Raw genomic sequence first — 23031 nt, 5'->3', positions numbered from 1 at the left:
TGGGGATCTTGCGGGTCAGAGAGCGGTGACGGCGGCGGCTTCCACAGCCAGGCCGGCACGGTAACGGTCGAGGTAGGTCGCGAACCCGGCGGCATCGGCGGGGTCGGGGTCGACCACGGTGATGTCGGCGCCGGCGAACACGTCGCGCTCGAGGTAGGTGGCGAGGTCGACCCCCGCGCGGGCGGATGCCAGGTACGACGCCAGCACGGCGATGCCCCAGGCTCCGCCTTCGGCGGCGGTCTCGCCGACGGCGACGGGTGCGCCGAGCGCCCCGGCGAGGAAGCGCTGGGCGACCCCGGCGGTGCGGAACATCCCCCCGTGCGCGAACATGCGATCAAGCGCCACGCCCTCTTCTTCGAGCACCCGCATGCCGAGCGCGAGAGTGCCGAAGACGCCGTAGAGCTGGGCGCGCATGGCATTGGCGAGGGTGAACGAGCTGTCGGGGGTGCGCACGAACAGCGGGCGCCCCTCGGCGAGGCCGGCGATCGGCTCGCCCGCGAGGTGGTTGTAGGCGAGCAGGCCGCCCGCGTCGGCGTCCCCGGTCAGCGCCTCGCGGAAGAGCGTCTCGTACACGGCATCCGGCTCGAGGGGGGTGCCCGCCGCCTCGGCGAACCGGGCGAACATCGCCGCCCACGCGGCCAGTTCGCTCGCGCCGTTGTTGCAGTGCACCATGGCGACCGGGTCGCCGGCGGGAGTGGTGACCAGGTCGAGTTCGTGGTGGGCCTCGGCCAGCGGGCGTTCGAGCACGACCATCGCGAAGATACTGGTGCCGGCGCTGACGTTGCCGGTGCGGGGAGCGACGGCGCCGGTGGCGACCATGCCGGTGCCGGCGTCGCCCTCGGGCGGGCAGAGCGGGATGCCGGGGCGGAGGGTGCCGGTGGGATCGAGCAGCGCGGCGCCCTCGGGGGTGAGGTCGCCGGCGGGAGCACCGGCCACGAGCACCTCGGGGAGGAGGGCGGGGAGGTCCAGTCCCGTGCCGAGACCGCCGAAGCGGGTGAGCAGGTCGGCGTCGTAGTCGTGCGTCGCGGAGTCGATCGGGAACATGCCCGACGCGTCGCCGATGCCGAGCACGCGGCGGCCGGTGAGGCGCCAGTGCACGTAGCCGGCGAGCGTCGTGAAGAAGTCGACCTGGGGCACATGCGGTTCGGCGTCGAGAACGGCCTGGTAGAGGTGGGCGACGGACCACCGGTGCGGGATGTTCACCTCGAACAGTGCGCTGAGGGCGGTCACCGCGGCGTCGGTGTGGGTGTTGCGCCAGGTGCGGAACGGCACGAGCAGCTCGCCCGTGGCATCCATCGCGAGGTAGCCGTGCATCATCGCCGACACGCCCATCGCGCCGAACGTGTCGGGGGTGACCCCGCAGCGCGTGCGCACATCGGCGACGAGGTCGGCGTAGGCGGCCTGCAGTCCCGACCAGACGTCGTCGAGGGAGTAGGTCCACAGCCGCCCCTCGAACCGGTTCTCCCAGGCGTGGCTGCCGACGGCGAGCACCCGGGCCGGGTCGTCGGCGTCGATGAGGCACGCCTTGATGCGGGTGGAACCGAGTTCGATCCCGAGGGAGGTGCGCCCGGCGCGGATGGCGTCGGCGATGGTGTCGTTCATGGGGATGGGGTCTTCACCTTCTTCTCGGACCGTCGGACTGCAGCGTCCGATGCGGACGATGTCGGCGGCTGGCGCTGGTTCGCGCGGCGAGCATGGGCATGTTATCGGTTGAAGTGAGCGCGATCCGTTCCGTGCACCGGCAGATCCGCCCCGCAGGCGCAGGGCTATTCGCGCTTCTTGCTCACCGCTCGCTGCAGCAGCACGAACACCAGGAGGATGCCGCCGGTGATGATCGTCGTCATCTCGGGGCGGATGCCGCCGTCGCGCGTGATCAGCACGTTCATGAGCCCCAGCACCAGTGCACCGATGACCGAGCCGAGGACGTAGCCGAAGCCGCCCGTCAGCAGCGTGCCGCCGATCACGGTGGCCGCGATGGCATCCAGTTCCCAGCCGATCCCGGTGATGTTCTGTGCGATGCCGAGACGCGAGGTGTAGACCACCGCCGCGATTCCCGAGAGGGAGCCGCTGATGACGTACACCAGCACCTTCGTGCGCGGGACCGGGAGTCCCATGAGCGCGGAGGAGTTCTCGGAGCCGCCGATGGCGTACACCGTGCGCCCGGTGCGTGTGCGATGCAGGACGAAGAACGCCACCAACACCACGACGATGGCGATGATGACGCCGGGCGAGATGACCAGGTCGTTCACCTTGGGCCCGTCGATGATCTTCAGTTGTGTTCCGAGCGCGCGGATCGGCGAATCGTCGGCGAGGCGCTCGGGCACGGTGCTCAGCAGCGACGCCAGGCCGCGTCCGAGGAACATCATCGCCAGCGTGGCGATGAACGGCTGCACGTTGAAATACTGCACGAGGACCCCGCTGACCAGGCCCGACAGAGTGCCGATGAGCACCATGAGCAGGACGACCACCGCGGGATTCCAACCCGCGTTGGAGAGCATCACTCCCGCCACGCTCGACAGCGCGATGACCGCCCCCACCGACAGGTCGATGCCGCCGGTGAGGATCACGAACGTCATGCCGACGGCGATGATGATGAGGTGTGCGTTGTTGATCAGCAGGTTCGACAGCGTGCTGTACTGCACGATTCGGCCGTACGACAGCTCACCGAAGACGACCATCGCAAGGAAGATCGTGATGGCGGCGACGGTGGGCAGGACCGACGGGTTCGATGTGATCACGCGGCGCAGCGAGGCGAGCACGCCGGCGAAACCGGATGCGCGTGTCGTCGTGGCCGGCGGGCGACTGTCCAGGGCGGTCATGCCGCCACCTCCTCTTCGGAGCGAGCGGGAATGGCCGACGGAGTTCTGGGACTGCGTCGGCGCTGCACGAACCAGCCGCGCACACGCTCGGACTGCAGCAGACACAGCACCACGATCACGATCGCTTTGAAGGCGGGCGTGGCGGAGGAGGAGACACCGAGGAACAGCACGGTCTTGTCGAGGGTCGCGATCAGCAGGGCACCCACCGCGGCGCCGCCGATCGAGAACTTGCCGCCCGCCAGAGAGGTACCGCCGATCACAACGGCGAGGATCGCGTCGAGCTCGAGCTGGTAGCCCGTGCGGCTGACGTCGACCGTCATCACCGTTCCCACCGACATCACGCCGGCGATGCCGGCGAGCACGCCGCTGGAGATGTAGACGGTGAGCAGCAGCCCTCGCGGCTTGATCCCGGCCATGCGGCTTGCCTTGGGGTTGATGCCGATCGCCTCGATCATGAGGCCGAGGGCGCTGCGGCGCACGATCAGCCCGACTGCCACGACGATGGCCGCGGCCAGCAGGAACACGACGGGCACCCCGATCAGGTAGCCGTTGGCGATCCATCGGAACGGGTCGTTGGATGCCGAGGTGTTCTGACCCGAGGTGATCACCTTCGCCAGCCCTCTGCCGGCGAGCATGAGGATGAGCGTGCTGATGAACGGCTGCAAGCCGACGTAGGCGACCAGCACGCCGTTCACCGCGCCGAGCACGGCGCTGACGATGAGGGCGAGCCCGACGGCCCCGAGCATGACACCGACCGAACCGGAGTCGCCGGCGGACTTCATGAACTCCATCGACACCGCGCCGGCCACGGCCATCACCGATCCGACGGACAGGTCGATGCCGCCGGTGGCGATCACCAGCGACATCCCGACGGCGATCATGAGGATCGGCGCGGCGGCACGCAGGATGTCGATGAGGTTGCCCACGAGGTTGCCGTTGGCGGGGTTGATGGACAGTGCCAGATACCCCGGGTCCTTGAGGACGTTCAGCAGCAGCAGCGCGACGATGGCGACGATGCCCCAGACGAAGGGCTTGCGCAGGAGCTCCTTGAGCGCCTCCGCCCTTACCGCGGCGCTCATGCCCGCTCCTCCCCTGCGGCAGGAAGATGCGCCGCGTCCGTGCTGCGCAGGTCGTCATCGGCATCGACCAGTCCGCTGTCGGCGGCGGCATCGACGCCGTGCGCGGCGATGATGTCCACGACCTGCTCGGCGGTCACCCCCGGACCGTTGGCGATCTCGCCGATCTTCTGGTGATCCTTGAGCACCACGATCCTCTCGCTCAGACGCACGACCTCCTCGAGTTCGGAGGAGATGAAGACGACGGCGACGCCGCTCTCGGCGAGTTCGGCGACCGTCTCCTGAATCTCAGCCTTGGCGCCGACATCGATGCCGCGCGTCGGCTCGTCGAGGATCAGCACCTCGGGATTCGTGGCGAGCCAGCGACCCAGCAGCACCTTCTGCTGGTTGCCGCCCGAGAGGTTCTTGATCAGGCGGTTCGGGTCGGCCGGCCGCACGTTCAGCGCCGTGACGTACTTGTGGACGATCTCGTCCTTCTCCTTGCGTGACAACGGTCGCGCCCACCCGCGTTCGGCCTGCACGGCGAGGATGATGTTCTCCCGCACTGTCAGATCGGCGATGATGCCCTCGTCGCGACGGTTCTCGGTGGAGAAGGCGATACGGTGGCCCAGCCCGTCGGCAGGAGTCTTGAGGTCCACGCGGCGGCCGTGTACCGCGATGGCCCCCTGGTCCGGGCGATCGGCGCCGAACAGGAGGCGGGCGAGCTCCGTGCGGCCCGATCCGAGCAGACCGGCGAAGCCCACGACCTCGCCCTTGTGGATGCTCAGGTCGGTCGGCTCGATCGCTCCGCGGCGACCGAGGCTCTGCGCGATGAGCACCGGCTCCTCGGCGGCGTGGTCGCGCTTGTCCACCCGGCGGTTGCCGCCGAGGGAGTTCAGTGTGTCGAGGTCCTTGCCGATCATCTTGGAGATGAGGGTGCGCCGGTCCAGCTCACGCGTGGCGTACTCGCCCTCGTAGCGCCCGTTGCGCAGGATGGTCATGCGGTCGCTGATGGCGTAGATCTGGTCAAGGAAGTGGGAGACGAACAGGATCGCCACGCCCTGGTCGCGCAGCGAGCGGATGACGCGGAAGAGCCCCTCCACCTCGTTCGCGTCGAGGCTCGACGTCGGTTCATCCAGGATCAGCACCTTGGCCTTGATCGCCATGGCCCGGCTGATGGCGACGAGCTGCTGCACCGCGATGGAAAGGGTGGACAGCGGCTTGTGCGTGTCCAGATCACCCAATCCCAGGCGCTCGAGCGCGGCGGAAGCGGACTTGTGGGTCGCTCGCCAGTTGATCCCGAAGGGCCCACGCACCTCGTGGCCGAGCATCACGTTCTCACCGATCGAGAGGTTGGTGACCAGATTGACTTCCTGGTAGACCGTGGAGATCCCGGCCGCCTGCGCATCGCTCGTTCCGTGGAACTGGCTCTCCTGGCCGCTGACCACGATCGATCCGGAGTCGATCTTGTACACACCCGTCAGCGCCTTGATGAGCGTCGACTTTCCGGCACCGTTCTCACCCATCAGCGCGTGGACCTCGCCCTGGAACAAGCGGAAATCCACGCCGTCCAGCGCTTTGACCCCGGGGAACTCGATGGAGATGTCGCGCATCTGCACGACCGGCAGTTCTTGACTCATTGCTTCGCATCCTGTGATCGGCCGCAGTGACGACCAAGCTGGTCGACCCGCGGTGCGGGACCCCGGGGGACCCCGCACCGCGCGCCGATGGCTCCGAGGCGGGCGACAGCGCGCCCGGACCTCAGTACTGGCGGTCGGCCAGCACGCTCTCGGCTGCCTCAGCCGAGTCGAAGGCGGTGCTGGGGACGATGATGTACGACTCGACGTCAGCGCCCTCAAGCGCCTTCGCGACGACGTCCAGCGCGGTGTCGCCGAACAGCGGGTTGTACTCGTGCACGAAGCTCAGCTGACCGGCAGCGAGGGCCTCCATGGCCGAGCGGGTGCCGTCGATCGTCGCGATCTGCACATCCACGCCCGGGGTCAGGCCCGCCTCCTCGACCGCCTGCGCGGCGCCAAGACCCATCTCGTCGTTCTGGGCGAAGATCAGCTGGATGTCGTTCCCGTTCGCCTTCAAGAGCGTCTCGGTGACGCTCTTGCCCTCTTCCGCCGACCAGTTGGCTGTCTGGGCCGCAACCTTCACGAGTGCCGAACCGTCGACAGCGGCATCCCAGCCCTCGTTGCGTTCGTTGACGACGCCCACACCCGCGGGGCCCTCGAGGACGATGTAGTTGGCGCCGTCAGGGAACTCCGACACCGCCCACTCGCCGACCGCTTCGGCCACGACGATGTTGTCCGGTGCAATGCGGGTGACGTACAGGCTGGGGTCATCGGGCTCGATACCGCGGTCGAGCAGAACCACCGGAATCTCGGCTTCCTGGGCCCGCTTGAGCGAGTCCTCCCAGCCCGAGGCCTCGGTCGCCGACAGCAGGATGACGTCTACGCCTTCGTCGACGAACGAGGTGAATGCGTCGATCTGCGACTTCTGGTCGAGGTTCGTCGCCGGCGCGTACTTCAGGTCGTACCCGGCGTCTTCGGTGAAGGTCGACTGGATGTTCTTCTCGTTCGCCTCTCGCCAGGCCCCCTCGGGGCCCACAGCGACGAAGCCGACAGAGATCAGGTCGCCGTCGCCACCCGAGTCGCCCCCGGCGTCGGCGCCATCACCGCTTGCGCAGCCGGCCAGGCCGATCGCCATGACCCCCGCCCCGATGAAACCCAGCAGACCGAGCATCCGCTTCTTCTGTGCCATTTCTCCTCCTTGAGATCTTCGGCGTTCATCCGTCGAAGTGAAAAAACGTGCTCGCGAGCACGCTCGGGTATGTGTGCTCCTCAAGTGTGCGCGCTAACATCCGCAAGGGCAAGCGGCCGATGATGATTCGTTACGCTCTCGTTACCCGCGCGCGCACCGGCCCCGCACACTCCGCAGGGGCACCCTCAGGATGCCGGGCGCGCGGTCGATCCGCGAACGATGAGCGTGGGCTCAATGACGTCGTGCTGCCCGTGGGTCTCCCCCTCGATGGCGGCGATGATCTGCTGCAGTGCGAGCTCGCCCAGGGCCGCGAAGTCCTGCCGCACGGTCGTCAGCGGCGGCAGGAAATGCCGCGCGTCGGGAAGGTCGTCGAATCCGACGATGCTCACGTCGTGGGGGACGCGCAGCCCCTGCTCCCACAGACCGTGCACGAACCCCAGCGCCATCTGATCGTTGGCGGCGAAGACGGCGGTGACCCCGTCCGGCACGAAGGTCCTGCCGATGGAGTAGCCGAAGTCCGATGTCCAGTCACCGGATATCGGCTTCGGAATGTGCAGCCCCGCCAGCGCGAGCGCGTCGCGCCACCCCCCGTCACGCTCGCGCGCGTCGTACCAGTCCTGCGGTCCGGCGAGATGGAGAATCGAGCGGTGCCCCCGTTCGATGAGGTGGGTCACCGCGAGAGTCGCGCCGCCGCGCTGATCGACCGCCACGGTATGCCACACGTCGTCGGGCTCCGCTTTCACCACGATCGTGGGCAGCCCCGTGCTCTGCCGACGCAGGATGTCCAGGGACGACGCGCGCGGGGCGATGACGCACAGCGCGTCGACCCCCTGGGTCACCAGCTCCACCACGCCCGCGTCGATCTGCGACTGCTCGTCGTCGGAGATGGAGAAGGCACTGACCGCGTACCCCACCCCGCGCGCCGCGCTCTCCAGCGCCCGCAGCGTGCTGTTGGGCCCGTACTGCAGCGGGCCGTCCACGATCACGCCGATGCGCATGGCCCGGCGGGTGGCGAGAGCCCGCGCGATCGAACTGCGCGTGTAGTTCATCTCGTCTATCGCTTTGAGCACCCTGCCGCGAGTGGACTCGCGGATGTTCGGATGCCCGTTGAGCACGCGTGAAACGGTCATGTGCGAGACGCCGGCCTGCTTGGCCACGTCGTAGATGCTCGGCCGCTGCCAGCCGCGCTTCGGGTCGTTCACTTTCACCTCCGGCAGCACAAGCATGGTGGGTGCGCGCGTCAACCGCCACTGCGACGCGGGATGCTGTGCCGCCGGCGCGCAACGAGCCGGGCTCCCGCGACGATCATCGCGGCGGCCGCGATGGCGAGCAGCCAGGCAGGTTCGGCGCCCGTCACGGGCAGCCAGTCGGGTAGTACGTCTGCGGGTGGGACCACCGGGGCGGGTGCTTGCAGAGGAGCGATGTCGACATCGATCGTGACCGTGTCGTCGCCGGCGGTGGAGAGCGAGGGGAATCTCATCACGGATGCGTGTCCTTGTCGGGGTGCGGGGGCGGTGATGCCCGGGTATCGGAGGCGGCAGCCGCGGCGGCGCGGCCCTCTTCCCTCGCTGCGGCGAGGGCTGCGGCCAGGGTTCGCGCGGACCGGCGCCTTCCCCACAGCAGCGCCGCCACGATGAAGGCTGAGCCGACCACGACCGCCAGCTGCGGGAGGGGCAGCGCCCACAGCATCAGGTCAATACTCACGGGCTCCATCGCAACCGCGGCGCCGCCGAAATCGTAGGCGTCAGGTGCCAGCGTCACCGTCGTGGGCACCGCGAGCAGCGGCCAGACCCCAGTCACCGGAACGGCGAAGGACATCTCTGCGCCCGGCAGCAGCTGCTGCTGTTGCTGTCCCTCCGCGGGGAAGCCCGCGGTCCCCGTTCCGACCGCAACCGCACCCTCCAGCGCGATCCCGGTGTTTCCGGTGTTGCGAACGGTGAAGGTGACACTGGCCGCGCCAGGCAGGAAGGGATTCCACGACTGCTGGTAGTCGGCGATGGCACCGACGATGGATACCGCCGGGAGGATGTCGCCGGTGACACGCGTCATCAGTCGGAAGCCGACGCGGCTCTCGACGCCGACCTCGGACCCGGATCCATCCGTGCCCGAGGACAGGACGGAGGCAGCGATGCCGGCAGCGTGGTCGCCGGGAATCGCGTCGTCGGGCACCGTCGTGGTGAACGGGATGACCGCCGTCGCGTTGGGTTCGACGGTCACGGTGGGGGGCAGCTCGATCCACGTTCCGGCGTCCACGGACGGCTCCGTGGACGGGAGCATGTCGAAGCGCCCCTTGGCCGTGTAGTAGCCGTCTGCGGCCGTCAGGCGGAACGTGACCGGCACGGCACTGAGGTTGCGCACGGCGAAGTGCTCCTGTGCAGATGCTCCGGGATCGATCTCCTGCTCGATGACGCCCCGACCATCGGGGCCATCCGCCGTCGCCGGCGTGACCGACCAGGTGATGGTCCCCTCGTCCGCGTAGGCGACATTCCCGCCTACGCCCAGAGTGACGGCAACCCCGAGCGCCAGCAGGGCGCGCCCGACAAGTGCCACCTGAGCCTTCCGCAGCCTGTCCATACCCCTCCCCCGGGTTTATCGAGGCAACCGCCCAGGGAGCCGGAACCCGCGAGGGTGTCCGGCTCCCTGGGCGGCGCCGGGCGAGAACCCGTCGGGTCAGTAGACGTCCTCGAACAGCGACACGGTGAGAGTCGACGTGTAGGCGCCCGGCGCGACATCTGCGCCGGTCTTGAGGAACAGGTCCGCAGTTGCCGACCATGACGTCTCTCCGGTGTCGACGAGCGTCGACGAGTCGAAAGCGGCGTACAGCAGCTCCTGACCCACGAGGCCGACCGCATTTCGGCCGTCATCGATCACGGTGTCCACCTGATCGCCCTCCATGATGAGGCCATCGCCGTCGTCGATCACACGGGGCGTCCAGCCCAGGTTTCCTGCGCTGATGGTGGGCTGCCCGCTGTCCTCCGTGAAGTCCGTGGCCTGGCCGAGGACGTACCACCAGCGCTCGGCGCCGATCTCGGCGGCGTCGCGTGTATCCGTCACCGTCACCTCCGGAAGGGCGCCGTCGAAGCGACGCACCTCAGGGTCGCCCGAGGCGACCTCCGTGAGCGACGAAGACGTGCCCGCGACCGAGAGACTCAGCGCCCCCGGGCCGACCAGTGGTTCGATCGAGACGTTGACCTCGACGTCCTCATCTCCGTGCGGGGTTTCCACCGCGAACGCGGCGCCTGCCGTCCCGGCGAGCACGAGCCCGCCGGCAGCCGCGACCGCGATGCGCGCGGTCATCCCTTTGGAAAACTTCATTGCTTTCTCCATTCTCCGGTCGACCTCCGCGTCGACCGGCCCCAAGAACACCGGGCGTTCCGGTTGTCATGATCGGGCGCTCCGGGAACCTTCGCGTGACACTGCATGTTACCGAGAACACAGCGCCTCGACAAGGCTTCACCGAGGCCGGCGGGCCCCCGGGCTGCTGCCCGGGGGCCCGCACTCAACGGCAGGAATGAGCGCCGTACGGCACGCTCATTTCCGTGGTCACAGGCTGACCGTCGACGGTCGCTGTCGCCGTCATCGTGACCTCACCCGCCGGAACGGACGCCAGCCGCGTCGTGAAGGCGTGGCTCGCCGATGCTCCCGACGCGACGGCGGAGAAGGCCTTCGTGCCGTAAGCGGAAACGAGCTGCACCGCCACCTCCTCACCGTCGACATTGGCCACCTGGACGGTCACCAGACCCTTGCCGGCCACGCAACGCAGCGATGTGGTCGCGGTCACGTCGAGCGACGGCGTCGCCGCAGCGCGATCGAACGCCCAGGAGTCGATCTCGAACAGATCACCCTGGGGGCCTTCGTAGGAGAAGAACAGATCGTTCGTGCCGACCGCCCCCTCCAACTCGGTGGTGACCTCGGCCCACTCCCCGACAGGCGAGTCGACGACGATGGTGCCGAGAACCTGTCCGGTCTGGCTGCCCGCGCGCACCTTGATCTCGGCACCCGTCTGGAGCGCCTTGACCTTGGCGGTCACCGACCCGGCACCCTCGTCGCCGAACGCCACCGAAGACAGTGCTGTCCAATCCCCGGCGTCGATGTCGCTCACCACGAGGTTCGGCGCCGTCTGACCGAACTCGGTCGAACCCTCGCCGATCTTGGCTGTGGTGATCCCCTTGCTCCAGCCGAGCGTCTCCGCCTCGAAGGTGCGGTAGGGATCGAAGTCGCGCAGCTGCTCGACGCCGGCATAGGTGCCGACCACCTGGTTCACGGTGCCGTCCTCCTGGAACGTGAGCTCCTGGATGTGCGGGCTCCGGTACCCCTGCGTGCTGTCCCCGTTGATGCGCTTGTTGAGCGTCGGGGCGTGATAGGTGAAGTAGAACTTGCCCTCGTACTCGAACACCGACTGGTGGTTGTTGCCACCGGTCCCGGCGCCGAAGAACTCGGACTGGTTGGGGAACATGACCCCGGCATAGGTCTCCTTCGGCCACGACATCGGGTCATCCGAGATCATGTAGCCGATCTGCCCGCCGCCGGGGTATCCCTGCTGAGGAGTCTGGTTGCCACCGAAGTCGTTGCCACCGAAGTGAGACGAGTACGACAGGTAGTACTTGTCCCCGCGCTTGAACACCTGAGCCGCTTCGAAAGCCACCGGAGCGTCGACCACGGCGGCCGTGCCCTGCGTCGAGACCATGTCGTCGCCGAGTTCGATCACGCGCAGGTTCTTCGGGTTGTTGTACCGCTCCGCGGCGGGGAACGCTGTGGAGGCGGGACCGCCGCCGAAGTAGAGGTACGAGCGGCCGTCGTCGTCCACGAGCGGAGCCGGGTCGAAGAGCCAGTTCACACCCGCGGAACCCGGGGTTGCGGAGGTGATCAGCGGGCTGGTGCGCTCTGTCGACCACGGCCCGAGGGGCGATTCGCCGTTGATGACATTGCTGGATCCGCCGCCGTTGGCGTAGTAGAGGAAGAACTTCTCCTCGCCGTCGACGACGTTGCTGGCCATGCCCGGAGCCCAGGAGTTGCCCGTGTAGGGCGCGACCCCGTTGGGTCCGGCCACGGGGATCTCACCGTGGTCGACCCAGTTGACCATGTCGGTGGTCGAGATCAGCGTGATCTGGTTGATGGCGCCGTAGTTGATCTGAGGCGATATCCCGGTGGCCGGGTTGGGCGCGTACCCCTGCGTGTCGTTGGTCATGTACATATACACGCGGCCGTCGTGCACGAAGCCGTATCCGTCCGCGCCGAACTTGTGGCCGATCAGAGGGTTGTGCTCTCCGGGGAGCTTGCCCACCACCTCGATCGTCTTGGAGGGCGCGGCGGGCGGCGGGCTACCGACCAACGAGAAACCGTCGACGGTGAAGTCCATCAGGTGCACTTCGGGCGCCGACTGCGGGTTCTGGGTCCACGGCGTCTCGAGGAAGATCCGCGCCGAGGAGACGTTCTGATCCGCGGGGATCGTGAACGTGGCGTTGATCGTGCCCCACTCCCCCCGTGCCGGCGTGACGCTGCCGAGATTGGTGTAGTCGCCGCCGCCGTAGTGCATCGTGGCGAAGAACTGCTTCGTCGCCGGGCTGGCGGGGTCGTCGTACTTGACCTGCGCCTTGACTGTGTAGGTCTCACCGGCCTTCAGCTTTCCCGACAGGTCCTGCATGGGTCCCGAGCCCGTGGTCTTCCGATCGGTGACCCGCACGGCCTGGGAGCCGACGGCCGCATCGTCGGTGAGGGTGAGGGTGGTGCTGTCGGTGGCGTTGCCGTTGTTCGCGAACCACCCCTGCAAACCGTCCTCGAACCCACCGTTGACGATGAGCTCCTGGTCGGCCGCGTGCACGGGGCCACCCACGGCGAAACCGGCCGCCAGCAGCACTCCGGCCGCTGCCATCGCGATCAGCCTCATCGGCGATCGACTGTCACTATGCGTGTGCAAAGACTTCTCCTTCATTCGTTGTGCCTGCTCTGTATCCCGCGCCGCGGGCTGCTCACCGGCATGTGTGGCCGGCATAGGGGGTGGCGGTCCGTGTCGAGACCTCCTCTCCGCCGATGGTCATCGTCGAGGTCGCGATCAGCGAGCCTGGCGGCGGCGACGTCTGTCGGGTGGTGAAGGCGTGCGCGGCGGTGCCACCGGCCTGCACGGTGAGGTCCTTCTCCGCATAGTCGGAGGACAGCCGCACAGAAACCGGGACGTCCTCCGCGTTGTCGACGCGCGCCGTCAGCATCGCTGTGCCGCCCAGGCAGCGCCACGATGTCGTGATGGTGACGCGCGGTCCCGCCTCGTCGATCAGCCCCAGCCGCGCCAGTTCGAGGCTGAGCGCCCGCGTCGGGGCATCAATCTGGTTCTGGGTGCCGAGGGGCCGGCTGCGGGCATCCGCGGCCGCGGACAGCGCCGCCTGCATCGCGGCCCAGTCGTCGGCCGGGTAGGTCTCCGGCGTGAGGCTGCGGGCCTGTGCGATGGCCGCATCGAGCCCATCGGCATCCAGCGGCAGGTTTTGCGCGGTGCGCACGTCGCTGAGCAGGAAGTGGTCGAAGTCCACCCAGCCGCCCGTCTCCTGCGTCGCGTAGTTGAACAGCCCGATCCGGTGTCCCATGAAGTGCGAGAGCGTCCCGTCCAGCGCCTGCGGGCCGACGCGGCCACCCAGCGGGGACCACTCGATCCCGTCGAAGCTGTAGAGGAAGGTCGTCCACAGCTGACCGGCCCGCGCGCTGAAGTCGAGATCGGCCTTCAGATGGATCTCTGTGGCGTCGCCGAGCTCCACCGTCGTCTCGGGGAGGAACTCCTCCACCGCCCGCTGATCGATGTCGACGGCAAACGGGGTCACGCGGTTGACCACGCCCACAGAGGTCACCCCATCGACGCGTCGGACACCGACGTAGGAGAAGTTGCGCCCGAAGGCGGCGAGCCCGGCGACATCCCCGTCCTTCATTCCGGAGATGTCGAGCTTCGTCTCGACCGACTGGCTCGGCCCGAATGTGCGCTGGGTCAGGGTGTTGCGCGCCTCCTCCAGCCAGGTGACCTCGTCCTTGCCGGCGAGCTTGGTGTGGCGGAAATCGCCGGTGACCACGCGACCGTTGGTCAGCCTGAGCCAGCCGTCCCGTTCGGTGAGGGACCAGTGCCGGTTGTCAGGGGCGTGGTTCCACTGCCATTGCATGGCCAGTCGCGACCCGTTCGGGGCGATCTCCTCCGGGTGCGGATGCTCCCGCTGCGGCGCGGCGCCCACGATCGACACATCGTCGAGCCAGTAGGAGACGCTCGACGAGGCGGGCTGCGGGTTGCCCCACGGTGTCTCGACGGCGAAGGAGAGGGAACCCACATCGACGTTCGCGGGCACGGTGTAGACCCCGCTGATCGTCGTCCACTGTCCGATGGGGACCGAGGCGGACGTCATGACCTGCACGCCGCGCGCTCCGTCCGTCACGAGGTTGAACTGCACCGAGTCGGGCCCGGTGTCGTAGCGCACCTTCGCCGAGACCGTATAGGTCACGCCGTGCTGGAGCTTCCCGTCGAGTCGCTGGGTCGGGGCGGAGCCGTTGAGAGACCTGCCCGTGACCCGCAGTGCAGATCCGCCGGTCGCGGCGACGTCGCCGGCGCCGTCGAGCGCGATCGTGGCGCCGTACTGCGCGGTCCACGGCGCCGTCGTGCCGTCCTCGAAGCCCGCGTTGCTCATCAGTTCCACGCCCAGCAGGGTCTGGTCTAGCTGCGGCTCGGCCGGAATGGACCATTCCTCGTCCATGTACGCGCGGTGCGGGGCGTCGTTGGTGAAGTCGTCGGATGCCACGATGCTCTTCTGCCGCTCGAGGCGCTCCTCCGCCTCGCTCAACCGGATGGTCTTGGCGAACGAACCGTTCACCGGGACACTTCCGGCGTTGCCGAAGGTCGGCCAGCCGTCCTCTCCCCAGGTCGCCGGGATGAGCGCCGGGATGCGGCCGATGGGGAAGTTGTCGCGGAAGAACATGCCCCAATAGGTCAGGTCGCCGTCCTGCTCGATGGGGACGAGGCTGCCCTGTGCGAAGCCGTTGGAGTTGAGGACCCCGCGCGCCTCGTACGGGTTCGAGCCGTCGTCGGTCGCGTAGCGGCCGAGCAGCTCATCGGAGCGGAAGAGCACCACCTGGCGGCCCTGCCCGGGCGGCCAGGTGATGATGACGATGTAGTACTGCCCGTCGATGAATGTCACCTGCGCGCCTTCGAACAGCCCGCCGACGGGGGCGCCGGGGTAGTCGCCCGGGCGGATGATCTGCGGATACTCGCCGAGTACCTCCGAGAAATCCGCGCTGAGCTTGACCGCGCTGGTGGAGCCCGAGCCGTAGAAGATGTACGGCGTTCCATCCACATCGAAGAACAGCGACGGGTCATGGAACGAGCGACCGAGCGGTATCCGCTCCCACTGACCCGCGTCGATGTCCTCGGTGACGTAGAGATAGGACCCGCCGAGGTTGTTCGTGTTGAACGCGACGTACCACTTGCCATCGTGGTGGCGCAGTGACGACGCCCACTGGCCCTGGCCGTACGAGGTCTCGCCGTTGCGGAGCGAGAAGGAGTCGCTGATGTCGGCGCGGTCGAAGACGTAGTTGACGATCTCCCAGTTGACCAGGTCATACGACTTCATGATGGGTGCGCCCGGGCTCAGGTGCATCGTGGTGCTGATCATGTAGTAGATGTCTCGCCCCTCCGCATTCTGATCGGCGGGGAGACGTTCGACCGACACATCCGGGACGTCGGAGTTGAGCAGCGGGACGCGGTAGGTGCCGTCACCGTTGTCCGTGGAGGTGTACGACGACGGCGGGTTCCACTCAGGTGCCGCGTGGGCCGGCTCCGCTGCGGGCACCAGCCCCATCCCGATCGCGGCCGACGTGGTCAGCACCGCGAGGAGCCCGGCCCCGCGACGGCGGATGCTCTGCGGTGGCTGCGGGCGGCGCGAGGGGGCGGATTCGTCGATGGGCATGTCGGCTCCTTTGCCGTTGAGCGTGGGGGGAAGACGCTGGGGCGCGGGGGGGGGGGGCCTGAGCCTCCCCACCCCGTGTGTTCAGCGAGCGCAGGACATCGCGTCGTACGCGGTCTCCAGCGTGGAATGCTTCGGTTCGCCTGCACCGTCGGCGGTCACCGTCACCGTGACGCTTCCGGCCGGGATCGAGGCCTCACGCGTGGTGAAGACATGAACCGCGCTCTTGCCGACGGACACCGACTCGAACGATTTGACGCCGTATGCCGACTCCACCACCGCGGAGAAGGCGCGTTCACCGGTATTCGCCACCTGTACCGTCAGCACGACCTTTCCGACGACGCACCGCTCGCTGACGGTCACCGCAGCGGCCACCGCCGGGGTGACCTCGAGGTCCGTCTGCGCCTGTGACGCACGCAGGATCTCGTGGCCGAGGAACTGGGCCGTCACCTCATAGGAGCCTGCTCCGAGGTCGGCCGGCATCGTCACCGACGCCACCCCGTCCTCGAGGTAGGCCTGTTCGGACCAGTCGCCCACGGAGAACCGCACCTGACCGCCCGTCTGGAAGCCGTCCGCCGCGGTGACCGTTGCAGTGGCGACGGGGGCATTCCCCTCGGCCGCACCCTCGACGACCAGTTGCGTGGTCGTGTCGACGTCGTCGTTCGCGATGCCCCGGATGTCGTTCCACTCCCGCAGGGTGAGCGGGATCACTGTGCCGTGACGCGGTCGCGGTACGCCGGCGTTGGTCATCGTGATGGTCTTCGGCTCCCAGGTCTGCGCCTCGATGTCCGCGTCGCACGCCGCCTGGTATCCGCCGCCGTTGGTGTAGCGGTCGCCCCACAGATAGAACTGGCCAGGGCACGCGGTGTCGCCGGGGTTCGCTTCGAAGATCACCGGGCCCTCGTAGCCGGCGTTGGGCTGCCAGGTCGTGCGGCCCAGCGCCGGGGCGACCAGCTCCCACGCGGAGATGTCGCTGTCGAGGAAGTCGGTGTTCTTCTCGGAGAAGATGTCCGATCCGGCGTTGCCAGCCTCATTCTTGGTCACCCGGTAGTAGACGTCATCCACCTTGATCGCCGTCGTGTCGATGCGCGACTGGGGAGCGGGGTTCTGCCAGACCTGCGGCTCGGAGAAGGTCTGGAAGTCGCGCGTAGTGTTGTACCACATCTGCGCATTTCCCTGCCCGGTGCGGTTGACGGGATCGCTCCACAGCGACTGGGCCCAGAAGACCGCGTAGGCACCGATCTCGTCCACCCAGAGCGACTCCGGCGCGAAGGCGTTGCCGGCATCGTCCGGGGCGACCTTGACGTGTCGCTGCGGGGTCCAGTTGACGAGGTCGTTCGACTCGAACACCTCGATGTACTGGGTGTCGTTGATCGCGTAGCCGCCCTGGTCGTACCAGTTGAGGTCGGTCGCGATCATGTAGAACGTGTCGCCGTCGGGAGAGCGGACGATGTGCGGGTCCCGCAGTCCCTGGTCGCCCAGCTGGGAGACGAGCGACGGCATCCCGCCGGTCAGCCCTGTCCAGTCCAGAGCGGTGTTCCCGTTCGACGTGGCGAACATGATCTGCTCGCCGTCGGCCTGACCCTCGCCCTTGAAGTAGCCGAGGAAGTAGCGCTCGTACTCCTCTTCTCGCGGCAGGGGCTTCACGATAACGTCGAAGCTCTTCTGCTGGGAGGCACCCTCCCCCGAGACGGTGGCTGTCAGGGTCGCCGGGCGCTCCGGCTGACCGTATGCGGGCCGCGTGACCTCACCGGTGGGGGAGACGACCGGGTCGCTGGACTCCCAGGTGATCGCGGAACCCCACTCGCCCACGGCGGGGAGATCGATGTTGCCGCGGACCTCATCGGTCGAGTAGAGCTCGAGTTCGAGGGTGTCCCGCGCGACGGACTGCGCGGCATCGAACTCGGCCTTGACCGTGATGGGGATCTCGCGCTGCGTGACGGAGTCGGGGCCCTTGCGCACCGTCGCCGTGAGAACCGCCTGCGCGTCAGGGGCGCCGAGCGGCGGGCGAGTGATCACCCCGCGGATCGGGACCTTGCGCGCGCTGTTGACCCCGGGCGGAGTGACGACGTCGATGACCGCGTCGTTCGAGGACTCCCACGAGATCGTCGACCCCGCGACGTCCCCGAGCCGGGGGAGTTCGATGTCGGTCACGACTGCGGACGTCAGCCCGAGCTCGATCGCCTCGGCGTCGGCCGCGACGCCCACCTCGTTGCCGGCGTGCGCCCTCGTGGCAGCCTCGTCTGCGCTGAGCGCCCGATCGTAGACGCGGAAGTCCGAGAGGGTTCCGCGGAACGCGTAGTGAGCGGGATTCTGCGACCGAGCGAGATAGTTGCAGTTCGTGCCCGCCGCGTTGACTGACGGCGAGGTGGTGATGTCGGCTGCCTGTGCGTGCTGCACGCCGTCGACGTAGAGCGTGCCCGTCCATGTGGTGCCGTCGGTGTTCTGCGCCTGCGTGTAGGTGACGTGCTTCCAGACCCCTTCGGCCAGACGCACCCGGTTCTGCTGCACGTTGACGTTGCCGGCAGCCACCCGCAGCCGCTGCGTGTTGGAGGCGAAGAGCTGGCCTTGCTGACCCGTGGCGTCATCGCACGACGTCTTCGCCCCGATTCCCCAGATTTGGTGCTCGCCCACGTTGGCGGGATCGACCCAGATGTCGTAGTCGACGGTGAGCGAGGACATGCCGGCGGTGAGATCGGCCGGCAGCTGCGCGTAACCGCCCTCGAGCGAGTAGGCGTACTCGTCGGGGTTGAACCGCACGCCCGAACCGGTGAGCGCCACGCGATCGGGGTTCACGACGGTGGCATTCGCGCCGGAACCTGCCGACCCCGTGTTGGCGAGAACCGTGCCCGATGTCTCGTTCAGCAGAAAGCGGTGCACGAGCCCGTCGGTGACGTCGTCGTCGGGCGCCGCGGCGAGCGCGGGCGTTGCCGCTGCGGTGCCGAGGCACAATACGGCAGCCGTGAACAGGCCGGCCAGGCGCCGTCGATGAGACGCGGCGGAAGGTCGCGATCGGTGCATGATCAGATACCCCTTCGTATCTCTCACTGGCCGCCGGTAGCGACCTTGCCGACAGTGTTACCGTTAACAGCGGCGGCCGCAAGACCCTTCTCGATTCTTCGTCGAGGCGGCAGAGTCGGAGCAGACCCCTGCCTCAGGCGATCGCGGTGCGGCGGGTGAGATCCGGGTGCCGCGGCGGTACGAGCCATGACACCAGCGCGATCGCGAGTGGCAGACCGACCGCGAGCAGCGCGAGCCAGGGCCACGGCAGGTCGGTGAGCTGGGGCGGGCTGTAGCTGTTCTGTGACGCCAGGACGACGCCCCACACCGGCAGGATGCGGGCGACGGCACCGGTGACCGCGCCCATCCCGGCGATCACGAGCGCCTGCCAGAACGCGATGCCACGGCGCAGGCGCCGGCTGCCGCCGACCGCTGCCAGGGTGGCGTCATCGGGACGTCGTTCGACCCTCGCGAGTCCGAGGGCAACGGCGCTGGCGCCGACGACGAGCACGGCGGTCGCACCGAGGATGAGCCACAGCCAGGTTGCCGGTGCGGGCGGGCCGCTCTCGAAGTGGGGGTACATGTACACGTCGGGATGGGCGCGGGACGAGCTCGCCGCGTCGGCGCGCAGACGGTCCATCGTCGTCAGCGACGGCGGCTGGTCGTATGCCGAGATGAGCGTGACACCCCCGCGGTCGACGCCGATGGCCTCGGCCGTCTGCGGCGCGATGACCACTCCCCACGGCAGCGCGTGCGGGATCGCGATCTCGGCGACCTCGACCGCACGGCTGGCCACGGGCGCGGGCGCGGGAGCCGCCTCATCCGAATAGTTGCTCTCGACGTCTTGCACCGTCACCGTGTTGAGCACCACGCGACCGTCAGCGGCGACGAAGCGAGGGTCGGTGACGAGCGCGGCGCCGTCGCGGAACGCGGCGCGGGCCGAGTCCGGCACGGCCACACCCAGCACCGCGTCGAGGTCGGATGCCGCGACGACGCCGAGCGCGGGGTGCGACCCCGAGATCGCCGAGTCCGCCGTCGCGCACGTCGGTTCGATCACGCCGCCGACGCAGTCGATCTAGTCGTGCAGCTCGGGCGACACGACGGTGGCCGTAGGGGACGTCAGCCGGCCCTGCTCGTCGTACTCGCCCGGCCACCCCTGCAACCAGACGGCGCCGACGGCCGCCGGGTCGGTGCGCTCCAGCAGTGTCTGCGCGCGCTCGAACGCCGCTTCGACCACCGGGCCGGCGTCACCGGTGGACTCGCCGAGGAAAGCCTGCATCGCGACGCTCCCGAGCGGCGCTTGATACACCCAGCTGCGTTCGGTGGAACCGAGATTCACCGCCACGCCGCCGAGGGCCGCGGACGAGAGGAAGGCGACGGCGGCGATCGCCGCGAAGGCGGGGACGATGCGCCCCGGGTTCGCCGCGGCGTCGCGGCTCGCGATGCGAGGGGCGAGGCCCAGCCGCGACAGGGCTCGGGCGAGCAGGGTCAGCAGCCAATGTCCCGCGACGATCACACCGATCTGCAGCAGCAGGGGACCGGCGATGATCCCGATGACAGCGGCGACCCACAGCGGGTGCGGCGATCCCCCGGCATCCGCCGGCTCGATCGTGGCGAGCGCTGTGCCGGCCACCGCGGTGGCGACGACGCCCACGCCGAGCAGGAGCGATCCCCACAGCGGCCGGTCGATGCGCACCCGGACCGGTCGGCGGGCTCCGCGCAGGGCGGCGATCACCTCGCCGCGCGTGGCTGCTCGTGCCGGAAGAAGCGCGGCGAGTGTGCCGACGAGCGTGGCGAACACCACGACGCCGACGAGCACCGACCACGGCAGGTGCAGCCCCCAGAACGCCCCGGACGATCCGTCATCGAGCAGGCGCAGGGAGAGCGCACCAAGTCCTATACCCGCACCCGCGCCGATGGCCCCGCCGACGAGACCGAGTACCGTGCCCTGCATCAGCACGATGCGGAAGACGTCGCCTCCACCGCGCCGACGCTCGCAGCCACGGCCAGCGACCGCTGCTGCCGTCGGGCGCTCACCGAGAACGCGGCCCCGGCCAGCAGCACCACGAGGTACCCGGTGAAGGCCGCGCAGATGGCGACCAACCCGGCGACCGTCGCGGCGAGACTGTCCAGGCCCGAGGCCGGAGCTGCTCCGGCGCGGGGATCGACATACAGCTGCCGGTCGAGCACGATCAGGCCCTGCTGGTTCAGCGCGGCGACGTCCTCGGCCGTAGGGCTCCATTCCGGCAGGAACCACCGGGTGGCGGTGACGTCGGTCTGCAGCGCACGGGTCTCGGCTGTCGGCGGCAGGAAGACGACTTCTGCGGCATCGGCGTCGTCGGCCTGCGTCATCACACCGGTGATCGTGAAGGATGCCGCGGGCTCGGTGAGCACCAGCTCGTCGCCGATCTGCGCGCCGAGGCGCTCCAGCGCGCCCGGCGACACCATCGCCTCGCCCGCGGTGTGCGCGGCGCGGCCGTCGTGCAGCTCGAAGCGTCCTGCGAGCACCGGGGAGCCGGCGTCGCCGATGACGGCGGCGAGCGCGCCCGTTCCGCCCGCGGTCCGCGCGACGACCGAGCCCTCGCCGATCTCGATCACGTCGAGTCCGCGCGGCAGCAGCGGCGCGGCGCTCTCGGGCATCGGCTGTTCGCCGTTCACCGGGATGCCGGTCATATCGTCACGGTCGACCTGCCACCACATCGGATCGTTCAGATACTGGCGCAGCGACGGGTCGGGTCCGCTCACGACGGCGACCCAGCTGTCGGCCTGGCCGAGTTCGGCGGTGAGGGTCTCCTCGGTGGTGGGCAGCCGGCTGGCGCCGAAGACGATGCCGCCGGAGACAAGGGCCATCGGCAGCGCGACGAGGGTGACGACCAGCAGGCTCGACGCCCAGCCGCGACGCACCTGCCGGGAGGCCAGGCGCAGGTCGGCGCGCAGACGCGGCCACGGCGAGCGGCGCTGGGCGGGGAGGCGGTTGGCGGGATCGATTGACGGCGGCCCCGCGAGGTCGGGGGCCGGGGCGGTGACGGTCATCGCGCGTCGCTCAGCAGTGTCTCGGCGCCGGCGCGGCGGGATTCGTCGACCACCCGGCCGTCGCGCAGGAACACGATGCGATCGGCCCAGGCGGCATGGCGCGGCTCGTGGGTGACGAGGATGCCGGCGGCGCCGGCATCCACCCGCGTCCGCAGCATGCGCATGACAGCCTCACCCGTGACGGAGTCCAGGGCACCGGTGGGCTCGTCGGCGAGGATCAGCCGGCGGCCGGCGGCCGCCGACCACCGCGCGGGCGATGGCGACGCGCTGCTGCTGACCGCCGGAGAGGTCGTCGGGGTAGGCGTCGAGCTTGTCCTCGAGCCCGACGGATGCCAGCGCGTCCTTGCCCGCCCGGCGCGCGACGCGGCCACGGAAGCCGTCGAGCTCCAGCGGCAGCGTGACGTTCTCCATCGCGGTGAGGGTGGGGATGAGGTTGAAGTCCTGGAAGACGAAGCCCAGCGACCGGCGCCGCAACTGGGCGAGCGCACGCGGGGATGCCGTGGACAGGTAGGTGCCCTCCACGATCACCTCGCCGGTCGTCGGCCGCTGCAGGCCGCCGGCGATCGACAGCAGCGTCGACTTGCCCGAGCCCGATGCGCCCATCACCGCAACGAGTTCGCCGCGCGCGACCTCGAGGTCGACACCGGCCAGCGCGCTGACGGCGGTCTCCCCCACCCCGTACTGCTGCGTGACACCGACCAGACGCAGCACCGCGTCGGTCGTCGCCGCGGTCATCGCGTCACGTCCGCGGTCGAGGCGGTGCTCGCGACGGTGGTCGCCGCGGCCTTCGCCGGGCGTCCCCGCTTGGGCTTGTCCGTCGACAGCTCCAGTGTCATCGCGTGGCGCGGATGCATCGCGAGGCGCTGCTCGGTGTGGTCGAGCCAGCGCACCTCGGCCTCGGCGGTGAAGATCATCGCGTCGACGACGAGCGAGCACGCGAGCTCTTCGGGGCCGTCCGGGTCGGCGCCGGCGTACTTCGCGCGCTGCAGCTCCTGCAACTGAGCGAGCGACGCGCGGCGCTGCGTCTGGATGACCTCCCCGACGTCGACACCCGGCAGCGTCGCGGCGACGGCGAGCTTGATCGCGAGTTCGTCGCGGGTGCCCTGCCCCCGCTCGACCGGGGAGCCGAGCCAGGCGCGCACCTCGATGCGACCGGCATCCGTGATCTGCCAGTACACGTGTCCCTGCTCGTCGATGTCGCCCTTCTCGACGAGGCCGTCACGCTCGAGACGGTCGAGCGTGTTGTAGATCTGCCCTACGTTCAGCGGCCAGGTCGAGCCGGTGCGGCGATCGAACTCGGCCCGCAGTTGGTAGCCGTAGCACGGCCCCTGATCGAGGATCGCCAGCAGGCTCTGTCGTACCGACATCGTTTCTCCCATCAATACATACTGCGTATGTGGTTTCTGAGTATATACATACGCGGTATCTTCATGT

The 23031-nt window shown here is 68.9% G+C and carries 16 protein-coding genes and 1 pseudogene; all 17 read right to left on the bottom strand.

All coding sequences use genetic code 11. The annotated features are described in order from the left end of the window. Nucleotides 1-15 precede the first annotated feature (15 nt). The 17 genes and pseudogenes from H9651_RS14260 to H9651_RS14180 all read right to left on the bottom strand — a co-directional run bounded on the left by H9651_RS14260 (nucleotide 16) and on the right by H9651_RS14180 (nucleotide 22964). Complete coding sequence (locus H9651_RS14260) at nucleotides 16-1602, bottom strand: xylulokinase (protein ID WP_191719997.1); 1587 nt, start codon at nucleotides 1600-1602, stop codon at nucleotides 16-18. A gap of 164 nt (nucleotides 1603-1766) precedes the next feature. Then, a complete protein-coding gene (locus H9651_RS14255) occupies nucleotides 1767-2819 on the bottom strand; it encodes an ABC transporter permease (RefSeq protein ID WP_191719996.1) in 1053 nt (350 codons plus the stop codon). Further along, a complete protein-coding gene (locus H9651_RS14250) occupies nucleotides 2816-3898 on the bottom strand; it encodes an ABC transporter permease (protein WP_191719995.1) in 1083 nt (360 codons plus the stop codon). The genes H9651_RS14255 and H9651_RS14250 overlap by 4 nt, the downstream gene beginning before the upstream one ends. Next, nucleotides 3895-5514, bottom strand: coding sequence for a sugar ABC transporter ATP-binding protein (locus tag H9651_RS14245; protein WP_191719994.1), 1620 nt, complete (start codon nucleotides 5512-5514; stop codon nucleotides 3895-3897). The genes H9651_RS14250 and H9651_RS14245 overlap by 4 nt, the downstream gene beginning before the upstream one ends. 121 nt (nucleotides 5515-5635) lie before the next feature. Continuing rightward, nucleotides 5636-6640 carry an ABC transporter substrate-binding protein gene (locus H9651_RS14240; protein WP_191719993.1) on the bottom strand — a complete coding sequence of 335 codons (1005 nt, stop codon included), beginning with the start codon at nucleotides 6638-6640 and terminating at the stop codon, nucleotides 5636-5638. 185 nt (nucleotides 6641-6825) lie between these two features. Continuing rightward, nucleotides 6826-7842 carry a LacI family DNA-binding transcriptional regulator gene (locus H9651_RS14235; RefSeq protein WP_318244892.1) on the bottom strand — a complete coding sequence of 339 codons (1017 nt, stop codon included), beginning with the start codon at nucleotides 7840-7842 and terminating at the stop codon, nucleotides 6826-6828. Between the two features lie 38 nt (nucleotides 7843-7880). Further along, entirely contained in the window at nucleotides 7881-8120 is a 240-nt protein-coding gene (locus H9651_RS14230) for an LPXTG cell wall anchor domain-containing protein (protein WP_191719991.1), read from the bottom strand. Further along, entirely contained in the window at nucleotides 8120-9190 is a 1071-nt protein-coding gene (locus H9651_RS14225; protein WP_191719990.1) for a hypothetical protein, read from the bottom strand. The genes H9651_RS14230 and H9651_RS14225 overlap by 1 nt, the downstream gene beginning before the upstream one ends. A 120-nt stretch (nucleotides 9191-9310) precedes the next feature. Then, the gene (locus tag H9651_RS14220; RefSeq protein WP_225216831.1) at nucleotides 9311-9955 is read right to left on the bottom strand and encodes a hypothetical protein; all 645 of its coding nucleotides are present in this window, start codon (nucleotides 9953-9955) and stop codon (nucleotides 9311-9313) included. Between the two features lie 184 nt (nucleotides 9956-10139). Further along, nucleotides 10140-12512: a family 43 glycosylhydrolase gene (locus H9651_RS14215; protein WP_225216830.1), complete on the bottom strand. Its 2373-nt coding sequence runs from the start codon at nucleotides 12510-12512 to the stop codon at nucleotides 10140-10142. A gap of 97 nt (nucleotides 12513-12609) precedes the next feature. Then, nucleotides 12610-15567 carry a beta-xylosidase family glycoside hydrolase gene (locus H9651_RS14210; RefSeq protein ID WP_225216829.1) on the bottom strand — a complete coding sequence of 986 codons (2958 nt, stop codon included), beginning with the start codon at nucleotides 15565-15567 and terminating at the stop codon, nucleotides 12610-12612. Nucleotides 15568-15648: 81 nt separating this feature from the next. Then, nucleotides 15649-18585, bottom strand: a complete 2937-nt coding sequence (locus tag H9651_RS14205; protein WP_191719988.1) for an immunoglobulin-like domain-containing protein — start codon at nucleotides 18583-18585, stop codon at nucleotides 15649-15651. A 133-nt stretch (nucleotides 18586-18718) separates the two neighbouring features. Next, complete coding sequence (locus tag H9651_RS14200) at nucleotides 18719-19621, bottom strand: ABC transporter permease family protein (protein WP_191719987.1); 903 nt, start codon at nucleotides 19619-19621, stop codon at nucleotides 18719-18721. Between the two features lie 18 nt (nucleotides 19622-19639). Beyond that, entirely contained in the window at nucleotides 19640-20518 is an 879-nt protein-coding gene (locus H9651_RS14195) for a hypothetical protein (RefSeq protein ID WP_191719986.1), read from the bottom strand. After that, complete coding sequence (locus H9651_RS14190) at nucleotides 20518-21597, bottom strand: ABC transporter permease (RefSeq protein ID WP_191719985.1); 1080 nt, start codon at nucleotides 21595-21597, stop codon at nucleotides 20518-20520. Before H9651_RS14190 ends, H9651_RS14195 begins: the two co-directional genes overlap by 1 nt. After that, nucleotides 21594-22332 (bottom strand): annotated as a pseudogene (locus H9651_RS14185) (ABC transporter ATP-binding protein). The gene H9651_RS14190 and the pseudogene H9651_RS14185 overlap by 4 nt, the downstream one beginning before the upstream one ends. Further along, nucleotides 22329-22964: a PadR family transcriptional regulator gene (locus tag H9651_RS14180; protein WP_191719984.1), complete on the bottom strand. Its 636-nt coding sequence runs from the start codon at nucleotides 22962-22964 to the stop codon at nucleotides 22329-22331. Before H9651_RS14180 ends, H9651_RS14185 begins: the two are co-directional and overlap by 4 nt. Nucleotides 22965-23031 lie beyond the last annotated feature (67 nt).

The organism is Microbacterium pullorum (genome assembly GCF_014836535.1).
Classification (GTDB): Bacteria; Actinomycetota; Actinomycetes; order Actinomycetales; family Microbacteriaceae; genus Microbacterium; species Microbacterium pullorum.
The sequence above is the reverse complement of the archived record's forward strand: the minus strand, read 5'-3'. Positions and strand labels throughout refer to the sequence as shown.

What these genes read in the sequence shown, in the direction of transcription:
- H9651_RS14260 (WP_191719997.1), bottom strand. Translation starts at nt 1,602, where the DNA reads ATGAACGACACCATCGCCGACGCCATCCGCGCCGGGCGCACCTCCCTC.
- H9651_RS14255 (WP_191719996.1), bottom strand. Translation starts at nt 2,819, where the DNA reads ATGACCGCCCTGGACAGTCGCCCGCCGGCCACGACGACACGCGCATCC.
- H9651_RS14250 (WP_191719995.1), bottom strand. Translation starts at nt 3,898, where the DNA reads ATGAGCGCCGCGGTAAGGGCGGAGGCGCTCAAGGAGCTCCTGCGCAAG.
- H9651_RS14245 (WP_191719994.1), bottom strand. Translation starts at nt 5,514, where the DNA reads ATGAGTCAAGAACTGCCGGTCGTGCAGATGCGCGACATCTCCATCGAG.
- H9651_RS14240 (WP_191719993.1), bottom strand. Translation starts at nt 6,640, where the DNA reads ATGGCACAGAAGAAGCGGATGCTCGGTCTGCTGGGTTTCATCGGGGCG.
- H9651_RS14230 (WP_191719991.1), bottom strand. Translation starts at nt 8,120, where the DNA reads ATGAGATTCCCCTCGCTCTCCACCGCCGGCGACGACACGGTCACGATC.
- H9651_RS14220 (WP_225216831.1), bottom strand. Translation starts at nt 9,955, where the DNA reads ATGAAGTTTTCCAAAGGGATGACCGCGCGCATCGCGGTCGCGGCTGCC.
- H9651_RS14215 (WP_225216830.1), bottom strand. Translation starts at nt 12,512, where the DNA reads ATGGCAGCGGCCGGAGTGCTGCTGGCGGCCGGTTTCGCCGTGGGTGGC.
- H9651_RS14210 (WP_225216829.1), bottom strand. Translation starts at nt 15,567, where the DNA reads ATGCCCATCGACGAATCCGCCCCCTCGCGCCGCCCGCAGCCACCGCAG.
- H9651_RS14205 (WP_191719988.1), bottom strand. Translation starts at nt 18,585, where the DNA reads ATGCACCGATCGCGACCTTCCGCCGCGTCTCATCGACGGCGCCTGGCC.
- H9651_RS14195 (WP_191719986.1), bottom strand. Translation starts at nt 20,518, where the DNA reads ATGCAGGGCACGGTACTCGGTCTCGTCGGCGGGGCCATCGGCGCGGGT.
- H9651_RS14190 (WP_191719985.1), bottom strand. Translation starts at nt 21,597, where the DNA reads ATGACCGTCACCGCCCCGGCCCCCGACCTCGCGGGGCCGCCGTCAATC.
- H9651_RS14180 (WP_191719984.1), bottom strand. Translation starts at nt 22,964, where the DNA reads ATGTCGGTACGACAGAGCCTGCTGGCGATCCTCGATCAGGGGCCGTGC.